Raw genomic sequence first — 24,539 nt, 5'->3', positions numbered from 1 at the left:
ATTCTTGCTAATATTTACAAATACAGTGTACTTCATTGAAACTTCGCATGAAATTTTTCGTAGCGAACTTACATGAAGCGTTCAATTTTATTTATTTCATCAGTTGGGGTTATGACAAGCCATGTATATGCCGTAGAGGCAGAGCAACAGGCTGTAACCAACCTTCCAACAATTTCAGTAAAAGCTGAAATGGAAAAAAGCTTAAAACAAGAAGTGGGACAAGCATCAACTGCAACTAAAGGACTTATGCAATTAAAAGATGTTCCTCAAATCGTAAATGTGGTGCCTAAACAAGTTTTAAGAGAACAAACTGTAACTTCAATGCAAGGTGCCTTGCAAAACGTTGCTGGTCTGAGCTTTAGTGTGGGTGATGGGCAACGTGATCAGGTCATGATTCGTGGTTTCTCTGCAATCACAGATAACTATGTAGATGGTATTCGTGACGATGCATTGTATTTTCGCGACATGTCGAATGTTGAACGTATTGAAGTATTAAAAGGGCCTGCTTCTGTATTATATGGACGTGGTTCTGCGGGTGGATTAGTTAATAAAATTAATAAGAAACCAATGGATGAATCTTTGCGTGAAGTCAGTCTTATTGGCGGCACAACAGGGCAACGCCGTGCAGAAGTCGATGTGAATGAAAAAGTAGCAGAGAATGTTAAGGTTCGTTTAACTGGTGCAGTTGAAGATTCAGATGGCTATCGTGATCAGGCCTTTTTAAAACGCCAAGCGGTTGCTCCATCTTTACAATGGGATATTTCAGACAAGACGAAGCTTTTAATTCAGGCTGATTATTTGCATGATGACCGTTTAGCAGATCAAGGTTTTCCGACAGATCCAATTACAGGTAAACCAGTTAAAACAAACCCTAAAACTTTTTATGGTGCGTTAAACGGTAAAGAGGTTGGTGATGTTGATACTGAAATTTCAAGCCAAACCATAAGCTTAGATCATGAGTTTAACGATAATCTAAAATATCATGGCGCAGTTCGTCACTATAACTATTCATTAGACCGTCAATATAGTGTTGATTCACATCCCGCTGATAAGTCACAAATTACTTTGACTCAAAATAAGCGTTTACGTAATGAAGATGGCGTGTATGTTCAGCAAGAATTAAGTAGTTTATTTAATACTGGTTTCTTAAAGCACAATACTTTGATTGGTGCTGAGTATAGTAAGCAGCACAAAGATGAAATACTTTGGCAAGGCGCTAAAACCACAACTGATTTGTATAATCCTGAATTAGAGTATTGGGCTCCGATTAATACAGGCTCAACAACTGCACGTAATAATAATAGTAATACCTTTGAAAACTACGGTATCTATTTACAAGACTTAATGACAGTTACAGATCAGCTGAAAGTTTTAGTTGGTCTACGCTATGATAATTTGTCACAAGATCGCAATGATAAAGTGAAGTCTCAAATATTAAATAGAACTGATAACACCTATTCTCCAAGAATCGGGGTGGTTTATCAGCCAATAAGCAATATTTCACTCTACACTTCTTATAATCGATCTTTCCAGCCTCTAGCTGATTCATTTGTTTTATATAAAAATAGTGATGATTTGAGCCCAACAAAAACCGAAAATATTGAGGTCGGTGCAAAGTGGGATGTAAGTGATCAATTGAATGTGACATTGGCTTTGTTTGAAATGAGCCAAACAAATATTCAAAATCAAGACCCTACTGATTCAACACTAGCAGTATTAGCAGGTGAGCAAAAAACCAAGGGGGTTGAGCTTTCATTAACAGGCCAATTAACTGATCAATTATCTGTATTAGCTGGTTATTCGTATATGGATGGTAAGATTGAAAAATCTGCTATTGGACTGACAGGCAATCGTTCTGCGCTTACGCCAAATAACACCGTTAATTTATGGTTAAAATATCAAATGAATGATCATTGGTATGCGGCTGTAGGTGGTCGTGGTGAATCATCACGTTTTAGTGCGCCAGATAACAAAAACGTTTTACCAGGGTATGCTGTTGTAAATGCAGCCTTAGGTTATCAAAGTGAACGTTACGATGTGAACTTCAACTTAAATAACTTGTTTGATCGTGATTACTTTGTTTCCGGACATAGCGGAGCCAATGATTCAAATATGATGGGCGATCCACTGAATGCTCAAATTGCACTTCGTTATCGTTTTTAAGTAAAAGTTTTTCTAAAAGCTCATCGACTTGATGGGCTTTTTTATTTATTGGTTAATATATAAATAGAATTAAAAGCTGATGTTCTGGTAGGATAAAACATTCATGGCTATGTGCTTGATATCAAAGCCGTGCCAATGAAAACTAATACTCAACAAAAACATAGTATTTTACTTGGCTTTTGTTCGCCAATCTCAAGCTGACTCAGGCTATAATGAGACTTATTCACTTATCCGATATGTTAGGAGATCACATGACTGTAGATGTCACTGAAACCATTTCTCAAACTGTTCACCCTGCGTTTCAGTTGCTACGTCAGCACCATGTAGAAGCATTAGATATTTTAGTGTCTGAATATAAGCATAAAGTCACAGGTGCGGTGCATTATCACTTGGCAACTGACTATGATGAAAATGTATTTCTTGTTGCTTTTAGAACACAGCCTATGGACTCTAAAGGCACGGCACATATTTTAGAACATACCGCTTTGTGTGGATCTGAAAAGTTTCCGGTACGTGATCCGTTCTTTTTAATGATTCGCCGTTCTTTAAATACGTTCATGAACGCATTTACAGCAGCAGATTGGACTGCTTATCCATTTGCTACTCAAAACAAAAAAGATTTCCAAAACTTACTTTCTGTTTATCTTGATGCAGCATTTGCTGCTAATTTGAATCCGCTTGATTTTGCTCAAGAAGGTATTCGTATTGAACTAGAAAATGGGCAACCTGTTTATAAAGGTGTTGTTTTTAATGAAATGAAAGGTGCGATGAGTGCACCGTCTGACCAACTTTATCATCAGTTGGCTCATCATTTATTTCCTGAAACGACCTACCATTACAACTCAGGCGGTGACCCGAAAGATATTCCTGATTTAACGTATGAGCAGTTAGTCGATTTTTATAAGGTACATTACCATCCAAGTAACGCTGTATTCATGACCTTTGGTAATCAAACAGCATATGAACTACAAGAGCAATTTGAAAAACTAGCTCTACATAAGTTTTCTGCTGGAACAACTCTATATTCTAAGCCCGAAAAACGTTTAGCAGCGCCAATTGAAGTAACAGAAAACTATGGTGTTGATAGTGATGATTTAAAAGATAAAACTTATCATGTTCTATCTTGGTTATTACCAGAAGCAAATGATGTGAAATTGCGTTTGGGAATGCGTTTGGTTGAAGGAATTTTATTAGAAAATTCAGCTTCACCACTGCGTCACTACCTAGAAACTTGTGGTTATGCTCAATCAACAGGTCCATTGATGGGCGTAGACGACAGTAATTTTGAAATGACTTTCTACTGTGGTGTTCAAGGTTCAAATCCTGAACATGCACAAAGCTTTAGAGAAGGTGTTTTAAATATTCTGCGTGATGTTGCTGCAAAACCAATTGATAGTAATTTAGTCGATGCAATCTTGCATCAGATTGAGTTGCATCAGCGTGAAATTAATGGTGATGGTACACCTTATGGCTTAAGTTTAATTTTAAATGGCTTAAGCGGTGCGATTCACCATAATGACCCAATTCAAATTTGGGATGTTGACAGCGCAATTGCACAAGTTAAAGAAGAGTTGAAAGACCCAATGTGGTTATCAAATCTGATTCAAACACATTTGCTTGACAACCCACATCGTGTGCAAATGACTTTAGTTCCAGACCCAACTAAGTCTGTAAAAGAGCAAGAAGCAGAAAAAGCACGTTTAGCTGCTATTGGTGAAAAGTTAACAGATGCTGATAAGGCTGAAATTGTAGCCAATACCAAGGCACTAGAGGAACGTCAGGATACTCCAGACAACCTTGAACTATTACCAAAAGTAGGTTTGGAAGATGTACCTGCTGACTTGCATATTGTGCAGGGACAGTTACGTGAAATTCTTTGTAATCGTATGGATACGCCGTTGAATTTGTACCATGCTGGTACGAACGGTATTTACTATCAACAAGTACTCATTCAGATTCCTGATGATATTGTGAAGTCACCTTATTTCAATTTGCTTTCTATCTTAATGGGTGAAGTGGGTGCAGGTGAATATGACTATCTTGAACTACAAAACTTACAAACAGCTGTAAGTGGTGGTTTAGGAATGGGCGCTTCATTACGTAGTAAAGTTGACGACAAAGATAAAATTAGTGCTTGGTTAACGTTAACGACTAAATCGTTAACTCAGAAGTTTGATGCCATTCATTTATTAAAATTAGCATTTGAACAGCTTCGATTTGATGAGAAAGAGCGAATTATTGAGTTATTGCAACAACGTAAAACACGTTGGCAATCTCGCTTATCTGGAGCGGGCCATAGTTACGCAATGCAAATCGCATCACGTAATATGAGTGCATTGGCTCAACGCGACTATCAAAACACTGGTTTAGGTGCATTAAACTGGTTGGGTGAGCTTGTTACTAAGATTACTCAAGACTCTGCTGCATATGACGATTTGATTGCAGAATTAAAACGTATTCATCGTAAATTATTGCAAGCACCTAAACAGTTCTTGCTTGTATGTGAAGAACATCAGTCTGAACGTTTGGTTGAAGAAATCCAAAATGTTTGGGATAAACTAAATGTTGATGCAACCGCAACAGAATTAACTCACGTAGAACAAGCAAATGACAATAATCATGAAGCATGGTTAATTCAGGCAAATGTTCAGTTCTGTGCTTCAGCCTATCAGGCGGTGGACGTGTCCCATCCAGATGCAGCTCTGTTAATGGTATTGGCAGCTTATTTACGTAATGGCTTCTTACACAGCGCCATTCGTGAGAAAGGCGGTGCGTACGGTGGTGGAGCAAGTTATGATGGGAATGCATGTTCATTCCGTTTCTATAGTTACCGTGACCCACGTTTAGCAGAAACTTTTAAAGACTTTGAAGCAAGTGTGCAATGGTTATTAAATACGGAACAACAGCCTCATCAGCTTGAAGAAGCGATTCTTGGGTTAGTTGCAAGTATGGATAAACCAGGTTCACCAGCGGGTGAGGCGATTACTGCATGTTATGCATTATTGCATGCAAGAACACCAGCTTTCCGCCGTCTCTTGCGTGAGAGATTGTTGCATGTAACTTTAGATGATTTACAACGTGTTGCTCGTCAATATTTGGTTGAGCAAACTCCTGTAAAAGCTGTAGTTGCACCATTTGCCAAACGTGATGAATTGCAGCAATTAGGTTTTACCATTCAACAAGTTAATTAAAATAAAAATTGGAGATGAACATGGCGTTCAGACAATTTGAACGCACATCTTTACAGCTAAGCATGGGAATCATGCTTAGCTGTTTGTGTGCGTCTGTGACATATGCTGACACCTTGGCACCTGTAACCCCCGCGACAGTAGATGCATGTGTTGCTCTTGCTTCGAATGCCGATCGTCTGGCTTGTTATGACTCTGTATTTAAACCCTCAGCTTTACCAGTTATTCAAGCTGCGGCTGTACCAGAGCCTGTTAAAAAAATTGATGCACCTGCTGTTCCACCTGAAACCTTTAAAGAGAAGGTGGTAGATACAGTGAGTAATATCAAAATAATTGGTAAAGCACCGAAAATTGAACCTACTACTTCTTTGCTAGATCAACGTTGGGAGTTGTCTGAAAAAAGTAAACTAGGGGTGTGGAATATTCGTGCTTATCAGCCCGTCTATTTACTACCTGTATTCTGGACCAGTGACAAAAATGAGTTGCCACATAGTCCGAACCCAAATAATACGGTAACAGAAGATCAAAATCTGAAATCAACAGAAAGTAAATTTCAGATTTCTTTAAAGACCAAAGCTTGGGAAAATATTTTTGGTAATAATGGTGATTTGTGGGTAGGTTATACCCAATCTTCACGTTGGCAGACATTTAATGCAGAAGAGTCTCGTCCTTTCCGTGAAACGAATTATGAGCCTGAAGCAAGTTTAATGTTTAGAACAAACTATGAATTGCTTGGTTTAGATGGGCGTCTGCTTGGGGTTACTTTAAACCACCAATCAAATGGTCGTTCAGATCCATTATCTCGTAGCTGGAACCGTGTGATTTTTAACGTTGGATTAGAGCGCGGTAACTTTGCTGTAATGCTTCGTCCATGGATTCGTCTGGAAGAAGACAGCAAAGATGATAATAACCCGGATATTGAAGATTATGTTGGTCGTGGTGATTTAACAGCATTTTATAAGTGGAAGCAGAATGATTTCTCTTTAATGCTGCGTCATTCGTTGAAAGGCGGTGATGATTCTCATGGTGCTGTTCAATTTGATTGGGCTTTTCCAATCAGTGGCAAACTGCGTGGACACTTCCAGTTGTTTAATGGTTACGGTGAAAGCTTAATTGACTATAACCACCGAGCAACCTACGCGGGCTTGGGTGTTTCACTCATGAACTGGTACTAAGTTTTTACTTGTAAAAAAGCCGCTTTAAAAGCGGCTTTTTTATTATCCAATTTGAATGTTGGCTTGGGGATGTTTGAGCCGACTTTTTTTCGGTGTGGCAATTAGATAAGCCAGCGTTAATGGACCGAGTCGCCCAGCAAACATGAGCAGGCTTAAAATGAATAAACTACCATTATGCAGCTCTGGCGTGATTCCACGAGAAAGCCCCACTGTACAAGCTGCGGAAACAACCTCAAAAAGCAAGTTCATAAAGTCCGCTTTAGGCTCTAAAAGCAAAATAATAAAGAATCCCATGAAAATGAGTATGCTTGTAATTGCAGTCACTGCTAATGCTTTATATGTCGTTTCGTGTGCGACTGAATGATTAAATATTCGGATTTCATCTGTACGACGTAAAAAAGAAATAACACTGAGCACTAAAATGACAAAGGTGCCAACTTTAATTCCACCAGCTGTACTCAGTGAGCCACCACCAATAAACATAAGCAACATCATGAGTAGAGAGCTGCTATTAGTCATTGCACCTGTATCAATAGTATTAAACCCTGATGAGCGTGGAACAGTGGCTTGAAACCAAGCATTTAATGCTTGATCACCTACGCTGAGCATTCCTAGAGTATGTGGGTTTTGAGCTTCTAAAGCCCAAATTAAAATAAAGGCAATCAGGTTAATCACTGTAATCGTTGTAAGAATCAGCTTGCTATTCGGGGTGAGTTTTTTCCATTTTTTATTTTGCTTAATGTCCATGAGAACTAAAAAGCCAAGGCCACCTAAGGTGTAAAGTATGCTAACAGTTATACAAATCATATAATTGCTTTGAAAACTGATTAAGCTGTTAGAAAATAATGAAAAACCAGCATTGTTGAATGACGAAATGCTGTAAAAAACCGCATAGTACAATCCACGTGCAAAGCCATAAGTCGGTGTAAAAGCAGTAGTGAGAATAATTGCACCAATAAGCTCAAAAATAAGAGTGTAAGTAACAACTCCTTTAGCAACAAACGTAACTTTTGATAGGCTCGTTTGACCTAAACTATCTTGTGCCATCATTTGCTGTTTAAGGCCAACTTTGGGTGACAAACTTAACGCAGCCAATATGGCAAAAGTCATGAAACCCAAACCACCCGATTGAATCAGCAATAGAATAATGGTCTGTCCGAACAGGGTGAAAGACTCATGAATATTTAAAACAGATAAACCAGTAATTGTGACTGCTGAGGTGGCTGTAAAGAGTGCATCCATCCAGCTCACATGACCTGTATTGGCAAATGGCAGTTTTAATAATAAAGTGCCAAAAATAATAAAGCCCAAAAAACCCAGTGCCAAGAGTGAAGGAGGGCTTAAATTTAATGTTTTATTGGGCTTGGGATATATAGACATATTCTAGATTTCGCCTCTTATGTGAAGCAATGAGAAAGTTTCTTTAACTGCGGTAAATGACCTTCTAAAATAAGAATGTCATGTGTTTGCAAGGTGAAATTTTCTTCGGTCTCAAATAAAATTTGCTGCTGTCTTTTTACGAGCAATGTTTTAACCTGTGGTGCTTGCTGCATAATGCCATATAAGTTAATGCCATTAAGCTTGTCAGGAATTTCAATTTTTATAATGTAGTGATCGTCTTCTAAAGACATATAGCGACTAACCATTGGATAGTTCAGTGCTTGGGCAACTCGTACCCCCATATCTTCTTCAGGATGAATAATTTTATTGATATTGAGGTGCGACAAAATGGTGTGATGTGCTTTGGTTTTTGCCTTTACCCAAATCTTATCTATACCTAAATTTTTTAAATTGAGTACACATAAGATACTTGCTTCAATATCTTCACCAATTGCGACCACAACTGCATCACAGTTTTGAATATTAAGTTCATCAAGTACGTGTTCATCAGTCGCATCGGCAATGACGGCATGAGTTAAAACGTCGGCAAGATTTTCAACATTCTTTTTTACTGTATCAATGCCAATAACATCATGATTTAATTTTGTGAGCTCTTGAGCAACAGTTGCTCCGAAACTTCCTAAGCCAATGACTGCAAACTGTGCCATATTGATCCTTGTTTCCTGATTAGACGTTTATTTTTAAGGATATTTTCTTTGAGATAAAGAGAGGCAATGTAAATATGAGGGGAATATTAAAAGAATTATATGAATAAGCCGACAAATTTGTCGGCTTATTCATCAAAATTGAAGATTATTTCAAGAAACGTTTGTAGCCAACATTATTCGTAATTTCTGCATATGGATAACTAATCTGCTCAAGAGTTTCAATTAGGCCATCAGGGTTTTGTTTCGCATCGGTTGCTTGTAAACCGACTAAAACACGTCCTTCTGCTGCACCATGATTACGGTAATGGAACAACGTAATATTATGGGTTGGGCCTAAACGAGTTAAGAAGGTTAAAAGGGCACCTGGACGTTCCGGGAACTCAACACGGAACAATCTTTCATCATCTATATTTGCATGACCACCAATTAAATAACGAATATGTAGTTTGGCAACCTCATCATCAGACAAGTCATCTACTACATAATTTTGTTGCTTTAATTGTTCTAAAATTTCATGACGCTCTGCATCACCACCTTTTAAGCTAATACCGACGAAAACTTGTGCTTCATCTGTATTGTTTGCTCGGTAGTTAAACTCGGTAATATTACGACCTTGTAAAGCACGGCAGAAGCCTAGGAATGCGCCTTTTTCTTCAGATAAGGTCACCGCATAGATCGCTTCGCGTTGCTCACCTAACTCAGTACGTTCAGCAATATAACGTAGGCGGTCAAAGTTCATATTGGCACCGCATACAATCGATACCATATTTTTATTGCTGATTTTATGTTCGGTAATATATTTCTTGATACCAGCAAGGGCCATTGCACCAGATGGTTCAACAATGCTGCGGTTTTCGTCAAATGTATCTTTAATGGCAGCACAGATTTCATCTGTATTTACCGTCACAATATCTGGATCAACAATTGGGCCTGAGTTATCAGATTTGCGCAGACGAATAATATCAAATGGTAAAGCGCCAATTTGTGCAACAGCTGTACCATCTGCAAACAAGCCTACATGTGGCAAGATTACTCGCTCATTGGCTTCTAATGCTGCTTTTAAACATGCAGACTCTTCATATTCAACGCCAATAATTTTCACATGGGGTGCAACTTCACCAAGGTAAGCTGCTACACCTGAAATTAGGCCACCGCCACCTACAGCAACAAACACATATTCTACATCACGCCATTGACGTAAGATTTCATTTGCAATTGTGCCTTGACCAGCAATAACAAGTTCATCGTCGTAGGGTGGAATGAATACAAGGCCTTCAACTTCGGCACGTTGTTGTGCATATTTATTTGCTACATCAAAACTATCACCATGTAATACAACTTGACCGCCCAAGCGTTTAACTGCTTGAACTTTAATGTCAGGAGTTGTACTTGGCATAACAATAATTGCTGGGATCCCTAAGCGTTGACCAGACAATGCTACACCTTGAGCGTGGTTACCAGCAGAGGCACAAATTACCCCACGTTCGAGTTGTTCTTTAGGTAACTGGCTAATACGGTTATAGGCACCACGTAATTTAAAAGAAAAAACAGGCTGTAAATCTTCGCGCTTAAAACGAATTGTATTATTTAATTTTTGACTAATTCGTGGAGCTGCTTCGAGAGGCGTTTCAATTGCAACATCATAAACCGTTGCTTGTAAAATTTGTCGTACCACACGAGACAGCATGTTCATCTTCCCTATAACAGTTTAAAATAGGAAATTATTGTAGCAAACCCTTGTGCATTTGCGCCGATTATTGGTGCATAAATGTCAAAAAATAGTTGAGTGATGTCATGAGTCTATATGCAACCCAAGATGAAAAGAAACAAGCTGCTGCGAAAGCTGCTTTAAAACACTTGCCCAAAGGCGGCATTTTGGGGGTTGGGACTGGAAGTACCGTAAATTTTCTAATTGATTTATTGCCTGAATTACAATTAGAAGCAGCTGTGGCAAGTTCTCAAGCAACTGCTGATCGTCTTAAAAAATTAGGTATCGAAGTTGTAGATATGAACCATGTAGGTGGTTTAGATGCCTATGTAGATGGTGCAGATGAAATTGACCGTCATATGCATATGATTAAAGGTGGCGGTGCTGCATTAACACGTGAAAAAATTGTAGCTTCAATTGCTAAGAAATTTGTTTGTATTGTTGACGATTCAAAATGGGTTGATCAACTTGGACGTGATTTTCCACTTCCAGTAGAAGTTATTCCAATGGCTCGTTCTGCTGTGGCTCGTAAGTTGGTCAGTTTAGGTGGTGACCCAGTTTATCGTGAAGGTGTAGTAACAGATAACGGGAATGTGATTTTAGATGTATTTAATCTTAATATTTTAAATGCACTTGATTTAGAAAAAACCATTAACAATATTCCAGGCGTTGTGACTAATGGTATTTTTGCTTTAAACCCAGCAACGATTGCAATTGTTGCAACAAATAATGGTATTGAAGAGCGTACTGCACAGTAATGTCTGTAGAAATGCCAGAAATTAAAATTGTTCGACACGTAAGAGCAAGAAAATTGCGCTTACGTGTTGAGCCTGCTTCAATCCGTCTCACGGTTCCTTTGTTTTGTAGTAAAAAACAAATTCAGCATTTTTTGGCTCAGTCTGAACAATGGTTGACCGAGACATGGAATAAGCAACAAAATGTTCAATCGGCATCGATTGATATTCCTTCCGAGATTTATTTTTTTAATAAAGAGCAACCATTTCAGGTCATTGTTCAAAAGCAGCATCGAGTTTTTCAATTCGATTGGGAAAGTAGTAGTTTATTTCTTAAAGACACGCAGCCATATTTGGCATTACAAAGTGCAGTGATTGCCTTTGCAAAACAAGAATTGCCAAAACTTTTAAAAGAGCTAAGTGAACACACTCATTTTGCTTATAGGGAATGCACAATTCGCCGTCCGAAAACTCGTTGGGGAAGTTGTAGTAGTCAGCATAATATTATGCTACATGCAGGATTAGTATTGATGCCACACGAGATTGCTCGTTATGTGGCTATTCATGAATTAGCTCATACTAAACATTTTGACCATAGCCCAGCTTTTTGGGCAGAAGTTGAAAAATATGATCCATATTTTCAAAAACACCGCAGACAACTTAAATCAAATCCGTTGCCTGCATGGTGGTATGTCTCAAACTAACTAAAACTACATTCTAGTTGTGGTGTTTGTAAGTTATCTGGTGCTTTCCGGCTGTCTAAACCTGCTTTAGCACTCACGATTTTATTTGCTTTAATTGATAATTGTATGAAGTTGTATTGCTGCGTTGAGTTATTTGGTTCGGCGGAACTTGAGTTGAGTAAATAACTTGAGCTTGCAGCATCTGTTTGCAATAAATTATCTGTACTATCCGCACTTAACGCAGAGCGATAAGACTGTGATCCTTTAATAAGGTCGATTTGACCATTCGCACGGAAATTAAGCTGGCAACCTGTTGCGGTGTCTTCGTAATGACCCACTAAATAATCTGTAGCAGGTAGTTTTGGGTCGGAAAGATTAATGCTGGTCAAACCTTGTTTGCAAGGATATGCAGAACCGTTGCAGGTGGCTGTAATGCCGCTAAAACCTACAGCACGACGATAATCACCAGCACCATCTATGTGGAAAAAGTCAGTCGTATTTCCGACAGGTACGACTCCTGAATATAGTTTCTTTTGCAGCAGGTCATAACCTGTTTGATCTAGAGTGGATTGGCTTTGGGCATCTGCTAATTTAAAGGTAGCGACTTTTAAATTTGTTGCAAAATTATCGCGTGTAGCTTTTTGATTAGCTGCGATATCTAACAGTGTATTTTTAACTGGATCAATATTATCTGGAGCAGATGCGAAAATAGGGGTAAATGTTGTTTGATCACCTTGAAGTTTTTTCCCATCTAAAAAGCCATCTTTTAAATCGGTTGCCAAACTTTTAATAAGCTCTTGGTATGTGGTTGTTCCACCATGAACAGTTGACCAATATTGTAAGTAGCCAAAGCTAAGATAGCTATCCACATATGTACTAGGTTTTTTAGTTGAATACTGCAATAAATTTAAAACTGTAAGAGGATTGGCTGGACTTAAACTTGGAATGTCAGCATCTTTAAACGCGTTAAGAAGCGATCTATAAACATCTTGAGAAGCTAAATCTACATGCAATTTCTCAATGCGGGTTGGGTCAATCGTTTCTTGAGGGAGTTGTCCCGAGCGTATCACAGCCCGTTGGTAGACTGCTTCACTGCTTGGGCTGATGAATAGGGTTCTGCCACTTACACTGTTTGGTGTAATAAACGCATGATAAACGCCAGAGAAATTTTGGTATGTTGAAGTAATCGGATCAAATACTTGAGATGAATTTTGAGTCGTAATTTCTACGCGATATAAACGGCTTAATTTAGCAGTAGGAATTTTGACATTAAAGCTGTTTAAACTCGCAATTGAAGTATCTACTAAAACAGAATTGGTGGTGTTGTCATATACTTTGAATTGGATATTACGAATTTCTACAGGGGATTTAACAGTAACATCCGTTGTTGCCTCAGGAGTAGGATCAACAGGTGTTGGAGTGCTTGGTGAACTACCGCTACTACTGCCTCCACCTCCGCAACCAACAAGAGCAGCACTTAAAATTAATGTGCTTAAACCAAGGTAAGTGCGTAATTTTGTTTCTTTTGATTGATGAAGCATCCTAGCTCTCCAAAATTAAATCTGATATTTATTTGCTGATATTTGTTTAGTTCTGACAGTTGAATAAGTGCTATCTAATTGTCGCTAAAATTAAAAAAATTAAAATTACCAAGCATGAAATGGTTTTGTAAGCTTGGACATCCTGTCATACTACTGCACAAGTATAGATTCAAAAATTGAGGTAATGCACGTGATTTCTGTCGGAATTGTTGGTGGAACGGGTTATACAGGCGTTGAACTATTACGTATTTTATTACGACATCCTAAAGCGCAGGTTCGAGTTCTTACTTCACGTACAGAAGCGGGCAAACCAGTTGCAGATATGTTCCCTAATTTACGTGGACATACTGATCTTCAATTTTCTGATTTAAATATTGATGATTTAAAAAAATGTGATGTTGTATTTTTTGCTACACCGCATGGTGTTGCGATGCAGCATGCAAAAGAATTGATTGCGGCTGGCACTAAAGTGATTGATTTGGCAGCTGATTTTCGTTTGCAAAATCTTGAACAGTTTGAAAAATGGTATGGCATGGAGCATGCTTGCCCAGACGTTTTAGAAAACTCAGTATATGGTTTGGCTGAATTAAACCGCGAAAAAATTAAACAGGCACAAGTTATTGGTAACCCTGGTTGCTACCCGACTACAGTCCAATTAGGTTTGGCGCCACTTTTGAAATCAGCGCAAGCATTGATTGAAATAAAAAATATTATTATTGATGCGAAGTCCGGTGTTTCAGGAGCTGGCCGTAAAGCAAGCTTAGGCATGATCTATAGTGAAAATGCTGATAACTTCAAGGCTTATGGCGTTGCGGGTCACCGTCACCATCCGGAAATTGTTGAAGCATTAGAAAATATTTCTGGGCAAAAGGGTGGCTTTGAAGGGCTCTTATTTGTTCCTCATTTAGTTCCAATGATTCGCGGTATGCTCAGCACAATTTATGTCGATTTGACAGAAACTGGAAAACAAACTGATATTCAGGCATTGTATGAGCAATTTTACGCAAATGAAAAATTTGTTGATGTGATGCCTGCTAACAGTTCGCCTGAAACACGTAGTGTGCGCGGTGCGAATGAGCTTCGTATTGCTTTATATAAGCCGCAGCCGAATAAACTTATTATTCTTGCGGTACAAGATAACCTTGTGAAGGGTGCATCTGGTCAAGCTGTACAAAATATGAACCTTATGTTCGGCTTTGATGAAGATGAAGGCTTACAAGGGATTGGTTTATTACCATAAAAAACTCTTTTTTGCTTCACACACATTTAAATTTCGATTTAAATGTGTGTCTTGACTCTGATCTTAAACACTGAGATGACGATGCAAAACTCTGGACAGACGACTTCAGCAGAAAGTTCGTTGCAAAAGAAAAATTTTTTAAATACTAATAAACCTTTGTTTATTGGTGCGGCTATTTTAATGAGTGGTTGTCTTGCGCTCGGCTATACAATTGGACACCGTCAAGGTTTAACTGTTGTAGGTTACGATGCAGATGCAGAGCAATTGGTTGAAGTGGTGCAAAAGCAGAAAACAGCTTTAGATGCGGTTAATAAAAGCCTGAACGCTGCGGTACAAGAGCGTGATGTTGCTGTAACAAATGCAAATGATCTGTTTGAAGCTCTTAATCAGGCCAACGCTGATAAAACACAGCAAGAAGGTATGAGTAATATCTACCGAGATATCTTGAGACAGCGCGGTGGTTTAAGTTTGACCATTCAAAATTTGGCAATCAAACCTTTGCCTGAAAATGCTTATGAATATCAGTTGGATCTAGTACAGGTAAGCCCAAGTAAGCGCCGTGCTTCAGGATCAATTGAGATAAGACTCATTAAAGATACAGAAGTTTTAGTTGTACCACTTGAAGCTAAAAGCTTTAACTTTAGTGACTTCGAGCGCTTAACAGGTCGTTGGACGATGCCTAAAGGTTTTACACCTCAATTTATTGAGGTACGTTTAACAGGCGGCTCTGATACACCAGTTATTAAACGTTTTAGTTGGCAGCGCGGTAAACCTGTCGAAACATCTTCTGCTTTCGTGGCAGAAATTCCTCAAGCTGAAGCAAATTCACAATAGTAACATCCTATGCGAACAAATAAGCGTCAAACAAACTTAAAAGATATTAAGGCTTCTTTTCAGCAGTCTGGTTATGTCGATTGGCACTTCCATCCACGCTTAAGTGATTCGCAAAACGAAGATCATGATGGAGAGGTTGTTGTACAAACAGCACCTCCTGAACTCAAGCGTCCACCATTGTATGCAGTCGTATTAATGAATGACGATTACACGCCAATGGACTTTGTAATTGAAATTTTACAACAATACTTTGCAATGAATCTTGACCAAGCAACTCAAGTAATGCTAACAGTACACTATGAAGGTAAAGGTATTGCTGGGGTATATCCAAGAGACATCGCGGAGACCAAAGCAAACCTTGTTAATAATTACGCTCGATCGCAAGGTCATCCATTACTTTGCCAGATTGAGCCTAAAGCATAAGGGGGTTACATGCTCAGTCGTCAATTAGAAGTATCATTACGTTTGGCTGTTAGCATGGCTCGTCAAAAGAGACATGAGTTTCTTACAGTTGAACATTTATTATTAGCACTACTCGACAACGATTCGGCCGTGAATGCTTTAAAAGCATGTGGGGCTGATATAGTTTCTTTACGTAAAGAATTAGAAGAATATGTAGAACAACATACTCCTAAGCTTGGCGAAAATAGCGAGCAAGCGCCTCATCCAACAGAAAGTTTTGACCGCATTTTGCAACGTGCTATTTTCCACGTGCAATCAAGTGGTGGCGATCGTACTGTTGAAGGCGCAGATGTTTTGGTCGCAATGTATTCAGAGCGTGATTCTTTTGCTGTGTATTTGCTTAAACGTCATCAAATCAATCGATTGACATTGACTCAATACTTGTCTCATGGGACACGTAAAGATGAAGTGCAAGTTGAAGAAGAAGTTGAAGATATTGAGGGTGAAACTAGCGCGGGCAATGCAGGACCATTAGAGCTTTATACGCTGAACTTAAATGTTGAAGCGCAAAAAGGCAAAACTGATCCACTTATTGGCCGTGAAAAAGAAATTGAACGTACAGCTCAAATTCTGTGCCGCCGTCGCAAAAATAACCCATTGCTTGTCGGTGATCCGGGCGTTGGTAAAACCTCGATTGCTGAAGGTTTAGCATGGTTAATTGTGAATGGTAAGGCGCCTAAACCTTTAAGTCAGGCTGAAGTCTATAGCTTAGATATTGGTGCATTAGTTGCTGGCACCAAATATCGCGGTGACTTTGAAAAACGTTTAAAACAATTGCTTAATGCTTTGAAGAAAAATCCAAATGCGATTTTATTCATTGATGAAATTCATATGATCATTGGCGCAGGCTCAAGTATGGGCAGCACAATGGATGCTTCGAATTTGATCAAACCGGCTTTGGCTAATGGTACTTTACGTTGTATCGGTTCAACGACGTTCCAAGAATATCGTCAGGTTTTTGAAAAAGATCATGCGTTATCACGTCGTTTCCAGAAAATTGACGTCAATGAGCCAAGTATTGCTGAAACAATTGATATTTTGCGTGGTTTAAAATCTAAATTTGAAGATTTCCACCACGTACAATATGACGATAAGGCATTGGTATCAGCTGTTGAGCTTTCTGCTAAATTCATTAATGATCGTTTCTTGCCAGATAAGGCAATTGATGTGATTGACGAAGCTGGTGCTCAGCGTCGTTTGAAAGCTGAAAGCGATGATAGTTTGATTACGGTAGAGAATATCGAAGATATCGTTTCTAAGATTGCTCGTATTCCGCCTAAAACTGTTTCTAAAGACGATAAGTCAGTGCTTGAAAATCTTGAGCGTGATTTAAAACGCGTTGTGTTTGGTCAAGACGAGGCGATTACCGCTTTAGGCTCAGCGATCAAGTTGTCTCGTGCTGGGTTGAAATCACCAGATAAGCCAGTGGGTAGTTTTGTTTTTGCTGGACCAACAGGTGTCGGTAAAACCGAAGTGACTAAGCAACTTGCGAAGCTGTTAGGTGTTGAGCTTGTGCGTTTCGATATGTCTGAATATATGGAACGTCATGCAGTTTCACGTTTAATTGGTGCACCTCCGGGTTATGTGGGGTATGACCAAGGTGGGCTATTAACTGATGCGATTCATAAGAACCCACACTGTGTTTTATTGCTAGATGAAATTGAGAAAGCACATCCAGATGTGTTTAATCTGTTGCTACAAATCATGGATCATGGTGCTTTAACGGATAACAACGGACGTAAGTCAGACTTTAGAAACGTTATTATTGTCCTGACTACGAATATTGGAGCAGAAAGTATTTCTCGTGCGAGTATTGGTTTTACTGAACAAGATCATAGTTCTGATAACCAAGAAGCAATGAAACGTGCTTTCTCACCAGAGTTCCGTAACCGTCTAGATAGTGTTATTCAATTCAAGTCATTACCAACAACTGTGATTGAGTCTGTGGTTGATAAATTCTTAACAGAATTACAAGCACAACTAGATGACAAACAAGTTGTACTTGATGTGGATCAAAGTGCTCGTGATTGGTTGGCAACAAATGGTTATGACCGCTTGATGGGCGCACGTCCAATGCAACGCCTCATTCAAGAACACTTGAAGAAACCACTAGCTGAAATGATTTTGTTTGGCGAACTTGCAGATCATGGTGGTAATGTGGCTGTATCAGTGAAAAATGAAGATGGCAAAGCTGTCGGCTTAAAACTTGAAGTTTTTGAAGATCATCATACGGCAGAACCAGCGTAACTTATGTTAATTGATAGTCTTGCTATAACCCGAATACTGAGTGTATTCGGGTTATTTATTATCACAGCAATTGCTGAAATTCTTGGTTGTTATTTCCCTTATCTGATTTTAAGAGAAGGCAAGTCTGCTTGGCTGTGGCTACCTACAGCTTTAAGTCTGGCTGTCTTTGTATGGCTGCTGACTTTACATCCAGCGGCTTCTGGGCGCATTTATGCTGCATATGGCGGTATTTATATTTTTACTGCTTTAATGTGGTTGCGTTTTGTGGATCAGGTCGGATTAACAAGATGGGATATATTGGGTGGTCTAATCGTGCTTTGTGGAGCTGGCTTAATTATTTTACAACCCCAAGGGCTGATTCGTTAAACAATGAGTGAATCAAATCTTAGGCGTGAAAATAAGAAGTTTTTTCTAAAAAAAGACTTGTCAAAGCTCTCAACAATGCGTATTTTAGATTTAAGGAACATTTTTTAATATTTGAGATAAAGATGTTAAATCTATCTGTGAACACTAACGCTTATTATTACTTTTGGCAATTTAGATAGTTGCCTGAGCGTATTCGGGCATGAGAAAGTTGCCCATCACAGTTAATACCTGATCGGCAACCCCGATCAGGTTTTTTTATGCTTTATCTTTTTGAATCGAGGAACTTAAAATGAACAACATGACTTATTCGTATTTTAGCAACTTTTATTGGTTTTACTTTTGCTTACCTTTACCAACGAATAGATCCAAAACGCTCAAATAAATGATCGGACTGAATAGATTGCAGTCCCAAGGAAAAACCAATGAATGCCCTAAATACTTTATTGACACAAAGCAATACAAAAGAAACACCAGTTAGTTTACCTGTCCAGTTAAAAGCAAAATATCCGCTTGCACACTCTTTCGTGCGTCAAATTGCCGAACATCGCCAAACTATTCAAAATATTCTTAACGGCAACGATCCTCGGTTAATGGTAATTACAGGGCCTTGTTCAATTCATGATCCGGTTGCAGTACTTGAATACGCTGAAAGATTGCAAAAATTACAAGAAAAAGTAAAAGATCAGATTTTTATCGTAATGCGTGCATACATTGAAAAACCTCGTACAACTGTGGGCTGGAAAGGTTTTATGTACGATCCAAATTTAGATGGTTCATCAAATTTACAACTTGGTTTAGAAAAGTCTCGCGAACTTTACCTGCAAATTATTGAAAAAGGTTTGCCCATTGCGAGTGAAATTTTAAGCCCAATGGCAACTGGTTATTTTGATGATTTATTGGCTTGGGGCGCAATTGGGGCTCGTACAAGTGAATCTCAGATTCACCGTGAAATCTCAAGCCACATGCCATACAGCATTGGTTTCAAGAATGGTACAGATGGTTCAATTCAGATTGCATTAGATGCAATTCAGTCAGCACAAAATGAGCATCAATTTTTAGGAATGAATCAACAAGGTTTGCCTTCAGTGATTCAGAGCGCTGGTAATCCATTACCACATTTGATTCTGCGCGGAGCAAATCATGGGCCAAATTATGATTTAGCTTCAATTCAGGCAATACGAGAAAAACACAAACAAAATCTTCCGGCATTAGTTATTGACTGTAGTCATGGTAACAGTAGTAAAGATCCGTTGCGTCAGCCAGAAGTTTTACAGCAAATTGTTGCTGAACGTTTAAAAACCCAAGTAAAGGGTGTCATGATTGAAAGTCATTTGGTTGATGGTAGCCAAAAGATTTCTTGTGATATGACTTATGGGCAGTCAGTAACTGATGGTTGTCTAGGTTGGGAAAAAACTGAGCAACTTTTGTTAAGTGTTTCTGAGCAATTAAAAGTGAAAGAATTAGCTCATTCTGCTTAATCATTTGTCGACTTAAAAAGGGATCTACGAATAGATCCCTTTATTTTTTAAGAAGCATGTTTTAGTTCTGATAAGAATGTGGTGATTTCATGCCCAAATTTTTTCGGCTCGGTTAATAAGGGGGTGTGGCCTGAGCGCTCAAAATATATTGCTTTTGCGTGTTCAACACTATGTGCAATAAGAGTCTGCCCAGTTTCTGGATAAAGCGTCGAGTTGCGACCAATAAAGAAGGTGGTTGGGCATTGTAATTGTTGAATGGCTTCACGATAATCTTCATTGTGATAAAGATAATTTTCAACATACCAAAATAAATAATCTAAACGCTGAATTGGTAATAAGTATTTTTGTAGAAAAGGCTGTTTTAGTGCTGTTTTAAAAACTAAAGGGCTAAATGGATTGCTACTTTGTAACTCAATAAAATCGACCCAAAGGCGAACCAGTTCTTGTCGATCTGGAAGCGATAATTCATAAAGATATTTAGCATTTTTATGCTTTGATAATAATTGATAGATATCATTTAATAATTGTTTGAACTGGGGATGTAGAGGGCCGAATAGACCATATTCCCATGTTGAATCCACAGATATTTTTGGTGTTTGATCGATATGTAAATAGGCTTTTAACTGCTGAGCCAGATGAGCATGCTTCATACCATGCATGGCCGTTGTAGCACCCATTGAATAACCCATCAAGATAAAGTTATCGAGTTTTAATTGTTCTATTAAATGGGCGACATCTTGCCAGTGGCTAGAAATTGCATCTTGTTCAGGGATTGCACAGTTCTTTGACCCACCGAAACCACGCCAATCTGGAATGATAAATTCATAATCTTTACGGTTTGCATAAATAAAAGGAAGCCATTGCCAGCTTTGCATGCCAAGACCAGATAAAACCAAAACTGGCTCACCACGACCAACACGACGAACAAATAAATTTTCCCGATCGGGCATGGTGTAATATGGCATGACTATTCTCCGGCTACGCTATCTTGAGCAAAGCGTTTTAATTGAGGGATGACTTGTTCCAACCATTTGATCCATTCACTTTCCATCGTAATCCCAAGTTCTAAGATCATTTTGTGAATGTATAACACACGGTTATCTAGATCATCGTTATCTTTAAAATCCTTATCATAAATACTTTGATAAAGTTTTAGTTTCTCTTGATGTAAACCAAGATGTCTTAACAACTCAGGTAATATCTGATTATTGCTCAATTGTGCTTCAGCACGCAATCTAACCATTAAATCATCACGAAGCTGCGCGGGTTCACTTTGTTGTGTCATCCATGAAGCTAGTTCAATACGCCCCAGTTGTTCAACTTGATAGGTTTTTTTCCGACTATTTTCCATTTCATTTTCTAACGTTGAAACCCAACCTTTTTTTAGCATGTGATTGAGTTCACGATAAATTTGCTGATGGGTAGCATTCCAGAAAAAACCGATTGAACGATCAAACCGGCGGGCAAGTTCGAACCCTGTACTTGGTCGTTCAAGCAAACTGGTTAATAAAACATGAGGAAGTGACATAGCAATCCGGTTTGTAAGCAAAAGTAAAGTGTGACTGATGAGATTATGCAACATGTTGCATAAAAGTCAAAATTTGATTATAAATTAATGCAACAAGTTGCATTAGCAAGCTTATTGCTAGCCAAAGGAGAAAATATGTCAGCTTATCCGCATTTATTGAAGCCACTTGATTTAGGCTTTACTACTTTAAAAAACCGTGTGCTTATGGGGTCTATGCATATTGGTTTAGAAGAAGCGCCACAGGGATATGAACGCATGGCTGCGTTTTATGCTGAGCGTGCAAAAGGTGATGTGGGTTTAATTGTAACTGGCGGTGTTTCTCCGAATGATGATGGTGTTGTATTTAGCCATGGTACGAAATTGGATACAGTTGAAGAAGCTGAAAAACATAAAGTGATTACCCAAGCTGTTCATGAGGCAGGCGGTAAAATTGCAATGCAAATTTTACATACTGGGCGTTATTCTTATCAGGCAAATAACGTTGCCCCTTCAGCAATTCAAGCACCGATTAATCCAATTAAGCCAAAAGCTTTAAGTTCTGCCGAAGTGCAGCAGACTATTGATGACTTTGCAAACTGCGCCAAACTTGCTCAGTATGCAGGTTATGATGGCGTGGAAATCATGGGTTCTGAAGGTTATTTAATTAATGAGTTCATTGCCGCGCGTACGAATCATCGTGATGATGAATGGGGTGGTAGTTACGAAAACCGTATTCGTTTTCCTATCGAAATTGTAAAACGTACGCGTGCTTTAGTCGGTGAAAACTTTATCATTATTTATCGTCTATCGATGCTTGATTTAGTTGAAGGTGGTTCAAGTATTGAAGAAGTGATTCAGCTTGCAAAAGAAATTGAAAAAGCAGGTGCAACTATTATTAATACAGGGATTGGCTGGCATGAAGCTCGTATCCCAACAATTGCGACCAAAGTTCCTCGTGCTGCGTTTACATGGGTTACTGAAAAACTTAAAGGTGAAGTCTCTATCCCTTTAGTTACTTCTAACCGAATTAATACTCCAGAAATGGCTGAGCATGTGTTGGCATCTGGTCATGCTGATATGGTGTCTATGGCACGTCCAATGCTTGCTGATGCTGAGTTTGTTTTAAAAGCAAGTGAAGGCCGTAGTGATGAAATTAATACATGTATTGGCTGTAACCAAGCTTGTTTAGATCACATTTTCTCAATGAAAATTGCAACTTGTTTAGTGAACCCGCGTGCATGTTATGAAACTGAACTAATTTTTAAAGATGCACAAGTTCAAAAGAATATTGCTGTTATTGGGGCAGGACCTGCGGGTTTAAGTTTTGCTGTATATGCTGCTGACCGTGGTCATCAAGTTAAAATTTTTGAGGCTAGTCATCAAATTGGTGGCCAATTTAATATTGCAAAGACTGTTCCTGGAAAAGAAGAGTTCTATGAAACCTTACGCTACTTTGCTCGCCAAATTGAGTTACGACCAAACATTGAATTAATTTTGAATCATAAAGCAACTTATGAAGAGTTGAGCCAAGCAAATTTTGATGAAATTGTGGTCGCAACTGGTGTAACGCCTCGTCAATTACAGTTTGAAGGTATTGATCATCCTAAAGTACTTAGCTACTTACAAGTTTTAAAAGAACGTGTGCCAGTGGGGCAGCGTGTAGCTATTATTGGGGCGGGTGGTATTGGTTTTGATACGGCAGAATATCTCACTCATGAAGGTGAAAGCGGCAGTTTAAACCCAGAAAAGTTTTATGAAGAATGGGGAATTGACACTCAATATGAGCATGTAGGTGGTTTAAAACAGCCAAAAGTTGAGACTTCTGAACGAGAAATCTATTTACTGCAACGTAAGACTGCTGTTGTTGGTGCAGGTTTAGGTAAAACTACAGGATGGATTCATCGTGCGGGCCTTAAAAATCGCCAAGTTAAAATGCTTGCAGGGGTTCAATACGACAAAGTAGATGATCAGGGCTTACATATCACTATAGATGGGCAACCGAGTGTGCTTGAAGTCGATCATGTTGTGATCTGTGCGGGTCAAGAATCTTTCACTGCAATGTATGATCAATTAAAAACAGAAGGTAAAAATGTCCATTTAATTGGTGGTGCTAAAGAGGCAGGAGAGCTAGATGCAAAACGAGCAATACGTCAAGGTGCTGAACTAGCAGCGGTTCTATAAATTTTGTGGGGCATTTCTTTATACGGAAATGCCCCTAACTTCATTGGTTAAATTACAGGATAAAATAACAATGACACTTGAAACTACAAAACAGTCTTTAGAAAAATGGCATCACATGATTCAGGCAGGTAACTTGTCTGATCTAAATGATTTACTGGCAGATGACGTGGTTTTTCGTTCACCGGTTGCCTATAAACCTTACGAAGGAAAGCAGGTCGTTTTCTTCATTCTTACCAATGTCATCCAAGTGTTCGAAAACTTTACATATCATCGTGAGTTTTATACAGAAGATGGTGAGAATATAGTGCTTGAGTTCAGCGCTAATGTCAGTGGTAAATCATTAAAAGGTATTGATATGATTCGTTTTAATGAACAAGGCAAAATTGTTGATTTTGAAGTAATGATTCGTCCAATGAGTGGCTTAGCCGCGCTGGCTGAACAAATGGGTATAAGAATTGCCAAGTTTCAACCACAATAATTTTAGTAAATAGCCTAAGTAAGATAGAGATTAATAGAATGTGGTTAAAGCTTTCAACTTTAGCATTGTTGCCTGTACTTTTTGTGCAGGGAACAAGGGTTCGTAAGAATACACCACGCTTGCTAGAAGCCAGTGGTGAAAGAGAAGGCATGGTTGGCAAGGGCAGACCATTGTCTTTGCTTATTTTAGGAGACTCTGCCGCAGCGGGAGTTGGCGTTGAAACACAACAAGACGCTTTATCTGGCGCAATTATTTCTGAGTTACAAGATCAATATTTGATAAATTGGAAACTTCACGCAAAAACAGGTGATACTACTAAGCAGGTTTTCCAAGCTTTACAGTATTTAGACCCGCAAAATTATGATGTTGTTGTTACATCTATTGGCGTTAATGATGTGACAAAATTAACGTCAGCAAATTCATGGATAAAACAACAAAAGCAATTATTTGAACATATACAAGCACGTTTTCAGCCTAAACTCATTATTGTTTCAGGCGTTCCGCCC

General features: G+C 38.7%; 20 protein-coding genes. 14 read left to right on the top strand and 6 right to left on the bottom strand.

What is annotated here, in order from left to right; translation table 11 throughout:
* Positions 1-72: 72 nt before the first annotated feature.
* From UC75_RS04605 to UC75_RS04595, 3 genes are all read left to right on the top strand, one after another.
* Complete coding sequence (locus UC75_RS04605; RefSeq protein ID WP_049836856.1) at positions 73-2,163, top strand: TonB-dependent receptor; 2,091 nt, start codon at positions 73-75, stop codon at positions 2,161-2,163.
* Between the two features lie 251 nt (positions 2,164-2,414).
* Positions 2,415-5,354, top strand: a complete 2,940-nt coding sequence (locus tag UC75_RS04600; protein ID WP_049836855.1) for an insulinase family protein — start codon at positions 2,415-2,417, stop codon at positions 5,352-5,354.
* Between the two features lie 20 nt (positions 5,355-5,374).
* A complete protein-coding gene (locus UC75_RS04595) occupies positions 5,375-6,526 on the top strand; it encodes a phospholipase A (protein WP_049836854.1) in 1,152 nt (383 codons plus the stop codon).
* A gap of 42 nt (positions 6,527-6,568) precedes the next feature.
* Here the strand turns inward: UC75_RS04595 and UC75_RS04590 are convergent, their stop codons facing one another.
* From UC75_RS04590 to ilvA, 3 genes are all read right to left on the bottom strand, one after another.
* On the bottom strand, positions 6,569-7,906 hold the full coding sequence (locus UC75_RS04590) for a TrkH family potassium uptake protein (RefSeq protein WP_049836853.1): 1,338 nt from the start codon (positions 7,904-7,906) through the stop codon (positions 6,569-6,571).
* A 17-nt stretch (positions 7,907-7,923) separates the two neighbouring features.
* Complete coding sequence (locus tag UC75_RS04585; RefSeq protein ID WP_005306134.1) at positions 7,924-8,574, bottom strand: potassium channel family protein; 651 nt, start codon at positions 8,572-8,574, stop codon at positions 7,924-7,926.
* 145 nt (positions 8,575-8,719) lie between these two features.
* The gene (ilvA, locus tag UC75_RS04580) at positions 8,720-10,267 is read right to left on the bottom strand and encodes a threonine ammonia-lyase, biosynthetic (RefSeq protein WP_171056849.1); all 1,548 of its coding nucleotides are present in this window, start codon (positions 10,265-10,267) and stop codon (positions 8,720-8,722) included.
* A gap of 101 nt (positions 10,268-10,368) precedes the next feature.
* Between ilvA and rpiA the strand changes: the two genes are divergently transcribed.
* Both rpiA and UC75_RS04570 read left to right on the top strand, forming a co-directional pair.
* On the top strand, positions 10,369-11,040 hold the full coding sequence (gene rpiA / locus UC75_RS04575; RefSeq protein WP_049836852.1) for a ribose-5-phosphate isomerase RpiA: 672 nt from the start codon (positions 10,369-10,371) through the stop codon (positions 11,038-11,040).
* Entirely contained in the window at positions 11,040-11,720 is a 681-nt protein-coding gene (locus UC75_RS04570) for a SprT family zinc-dependent metalloprotease (RefSeq protein WP_049836851.1), read from the top strand. Before rpiA ends, UC75_RS04570 begins: the two co-directional genes overlap by 1 nt.
* Here UC75_RS04570 and UC75_RS04565 read toward each other — a convergent pair.
* Positions 11,717-13,240 (bottom strand): hypothetical protein, encoded by a 1,524-nt coding sequence (locus tag UC75_RS04565; protein WP_049836850.1) that lies wholly within the window; start codon positions 13,238-13,240, stop codon positions 11,717-11,719. The two genes, UC75_RS04570 and UC75_RS04565, sit on opposite strands and share 4 nt — an antisense overlap.
* A gap of 184 nt (positions 13,241-13,424) precedes the next feature.
* Here UC75_RS04565 and argC point away from each other — a divergent pair, with 184 nt between their 5' ends.
* From argC to UC75_RS04535, 6 genes are all read left to right on the top strand, one after another.
* The gene (argC, locus tag UC75_RS04560; protein WP_128825132.1) at positions 13,425-14,480 is read left to right on the top strand and encodes an N-acetyl-gamma-glutamyl-phosphate reductase; all 1,056 of its coding nucleotides are present in this window, start codon (positions 13,425-13,427) and stop codon (positions 14,478-14,480) included.
* Between the two features lie 75 nt (positions 14,481-14,555).
* Positions 14,556-15,314: a DUF6776 family protein gene (locus UC75_RS04555; protein WP_128825192.1), complete on the top strand. Its 759-nt coding sequence runs from the start codon at positions 14,556-14,558 to the stop codon at positions 15,312-15,314.
* Between the two features lie 9 nt (positions 15,315-15,323).
* Complete coding sequence (clpS, locus tag UC75_RS04550) at positions 15,324-15,737, top strand: ATP-dependent Clp protease adapter ClpS (protein WP_002121129.1); 414 nt, start codon at positions 15,324-15,326, stop codon at positions 15,735-15,737.
* Positions 15,738-15,746: 9 nt separating this feature from the next.
* Positions 15,747-18,023 (top strand): ATP-dependent Clp protease ATP-binding subunit ClpA, encoded by a 2,277-nt coding sequence (clpA, locus tag UC75_RS04545; RefSeq protein WP_005306114.1) that lies wholly within the window; start codon positions 15,747-15,749, stop codon positions 18,021-18,023.
* Between the two features lie 3 nt (positions 18,024-18,026).
* The gene (locus UC75_RS04540; RefSeq protein WP_005306112.1) at positions 18,027-18,389 is read left to right on the top strand and encodes a YnfA family protein; all 363 of its coding nucleotides are present in this window, start codon (positions 18,027-18,029) and stop codon (positions 18,387-18,389) included.
* A gap of 422 nt (positions 18,390-18,811) precedes the next feature.
* Positions 18,812-19,867 carry a 3-deoxy-7-phosphoheptulonate synthase gene (locus tag UC75_RS04535; RefSeq protein ID WP_005306109.1) on the top strand — a complete coding sequence of 352 codons (1,056 nt, stop codon included), beginning with the start codon at positions 18,812-18,814 and terminating at the stop codon, positions 19,865-19,867.
* Between the two features lie 47 nt (positions 19,868-19,914).
* Here UC75_RS04535 and UC75_RS04530 read toward each other — a convergent pair whose 3' ends face one another.
* Positions 19,915-20,832: an alpha/beta fold hydrolase gene (locus UC75_RS04530; RefSeq protein ID WP_005306106.1), complete on the bottom strand. Its 918-nt coding sequence runs from the start codon at positions 20,830-20,832 to the stop codon at positions 19,915-19,917.
* A 2-nt stretch (positions 20,833-20,834) separates the two neighbouring features.
* Complete coding sequence (locus UC75_RS04525; RefSeq protein WP_005306103.1) at positions 20,835-21,395, bottom strand: PadR family transcriptional regulator; 561 nt, start codon at positions 21,393-21,395, stop codon at positions 20,835-20,837.
* Positions 21,396-21,530: 135 nt separating this feature from the next.
* Between UC75_RS04525 and UC75_RS04520 the strand changes: the two genes are divergently transcribed.
* From UC75_RS04520 to UC75_RS04510, 3 genes are all read left to right on the top strand, one after another.
* Positions 21,531-23,555, top strand: coding sequence for an NADPH-dependent 2,4-dienoyl-CoA reductase (locus UC75_RS04520; protein WP_049837337.1), 2,025 nt, complete (start codon positions 21,531-21,533; stop codon positions 23,553-23,555).
* Between the two features lie 70 nt (positions 23,556-23,625).
* Complete coding sequence (locus tag UC75_RS04515; RefSeq protein WP_049836848.1) at positions 23,626-24,033, top strand: nuclear transport factor 2 family protein; 408 nt, start codon at positions 23,626-23,628, stop codon at positions 24,031-24,033.
* 38 nt (positions 24,034-24,071) lie between these two features.
* Positions 24,072-24,539: SGNH/GDSL hydrolase family protein (locus tag UC75_RS04510; protein ID WP_228137089.1), on the top strand; the 468-nt coding region annotated here is incomplete at its 3' end.

Origin of the sequence: Acinetobacter sp. V2, assembly GCF_001188385.1 — a bacterium.
GTDB lineage: Bacteria > Pseudomonadota > Gammaproteobacteria > Pseudomonadales > Moraxellaceae > Acinetobacter > Acinetobacter oleivorans.
Note: the sequence above shows the minus strand (reverse complement) of the source record. Positions and strands in the feature narration are given on the sequence as shown.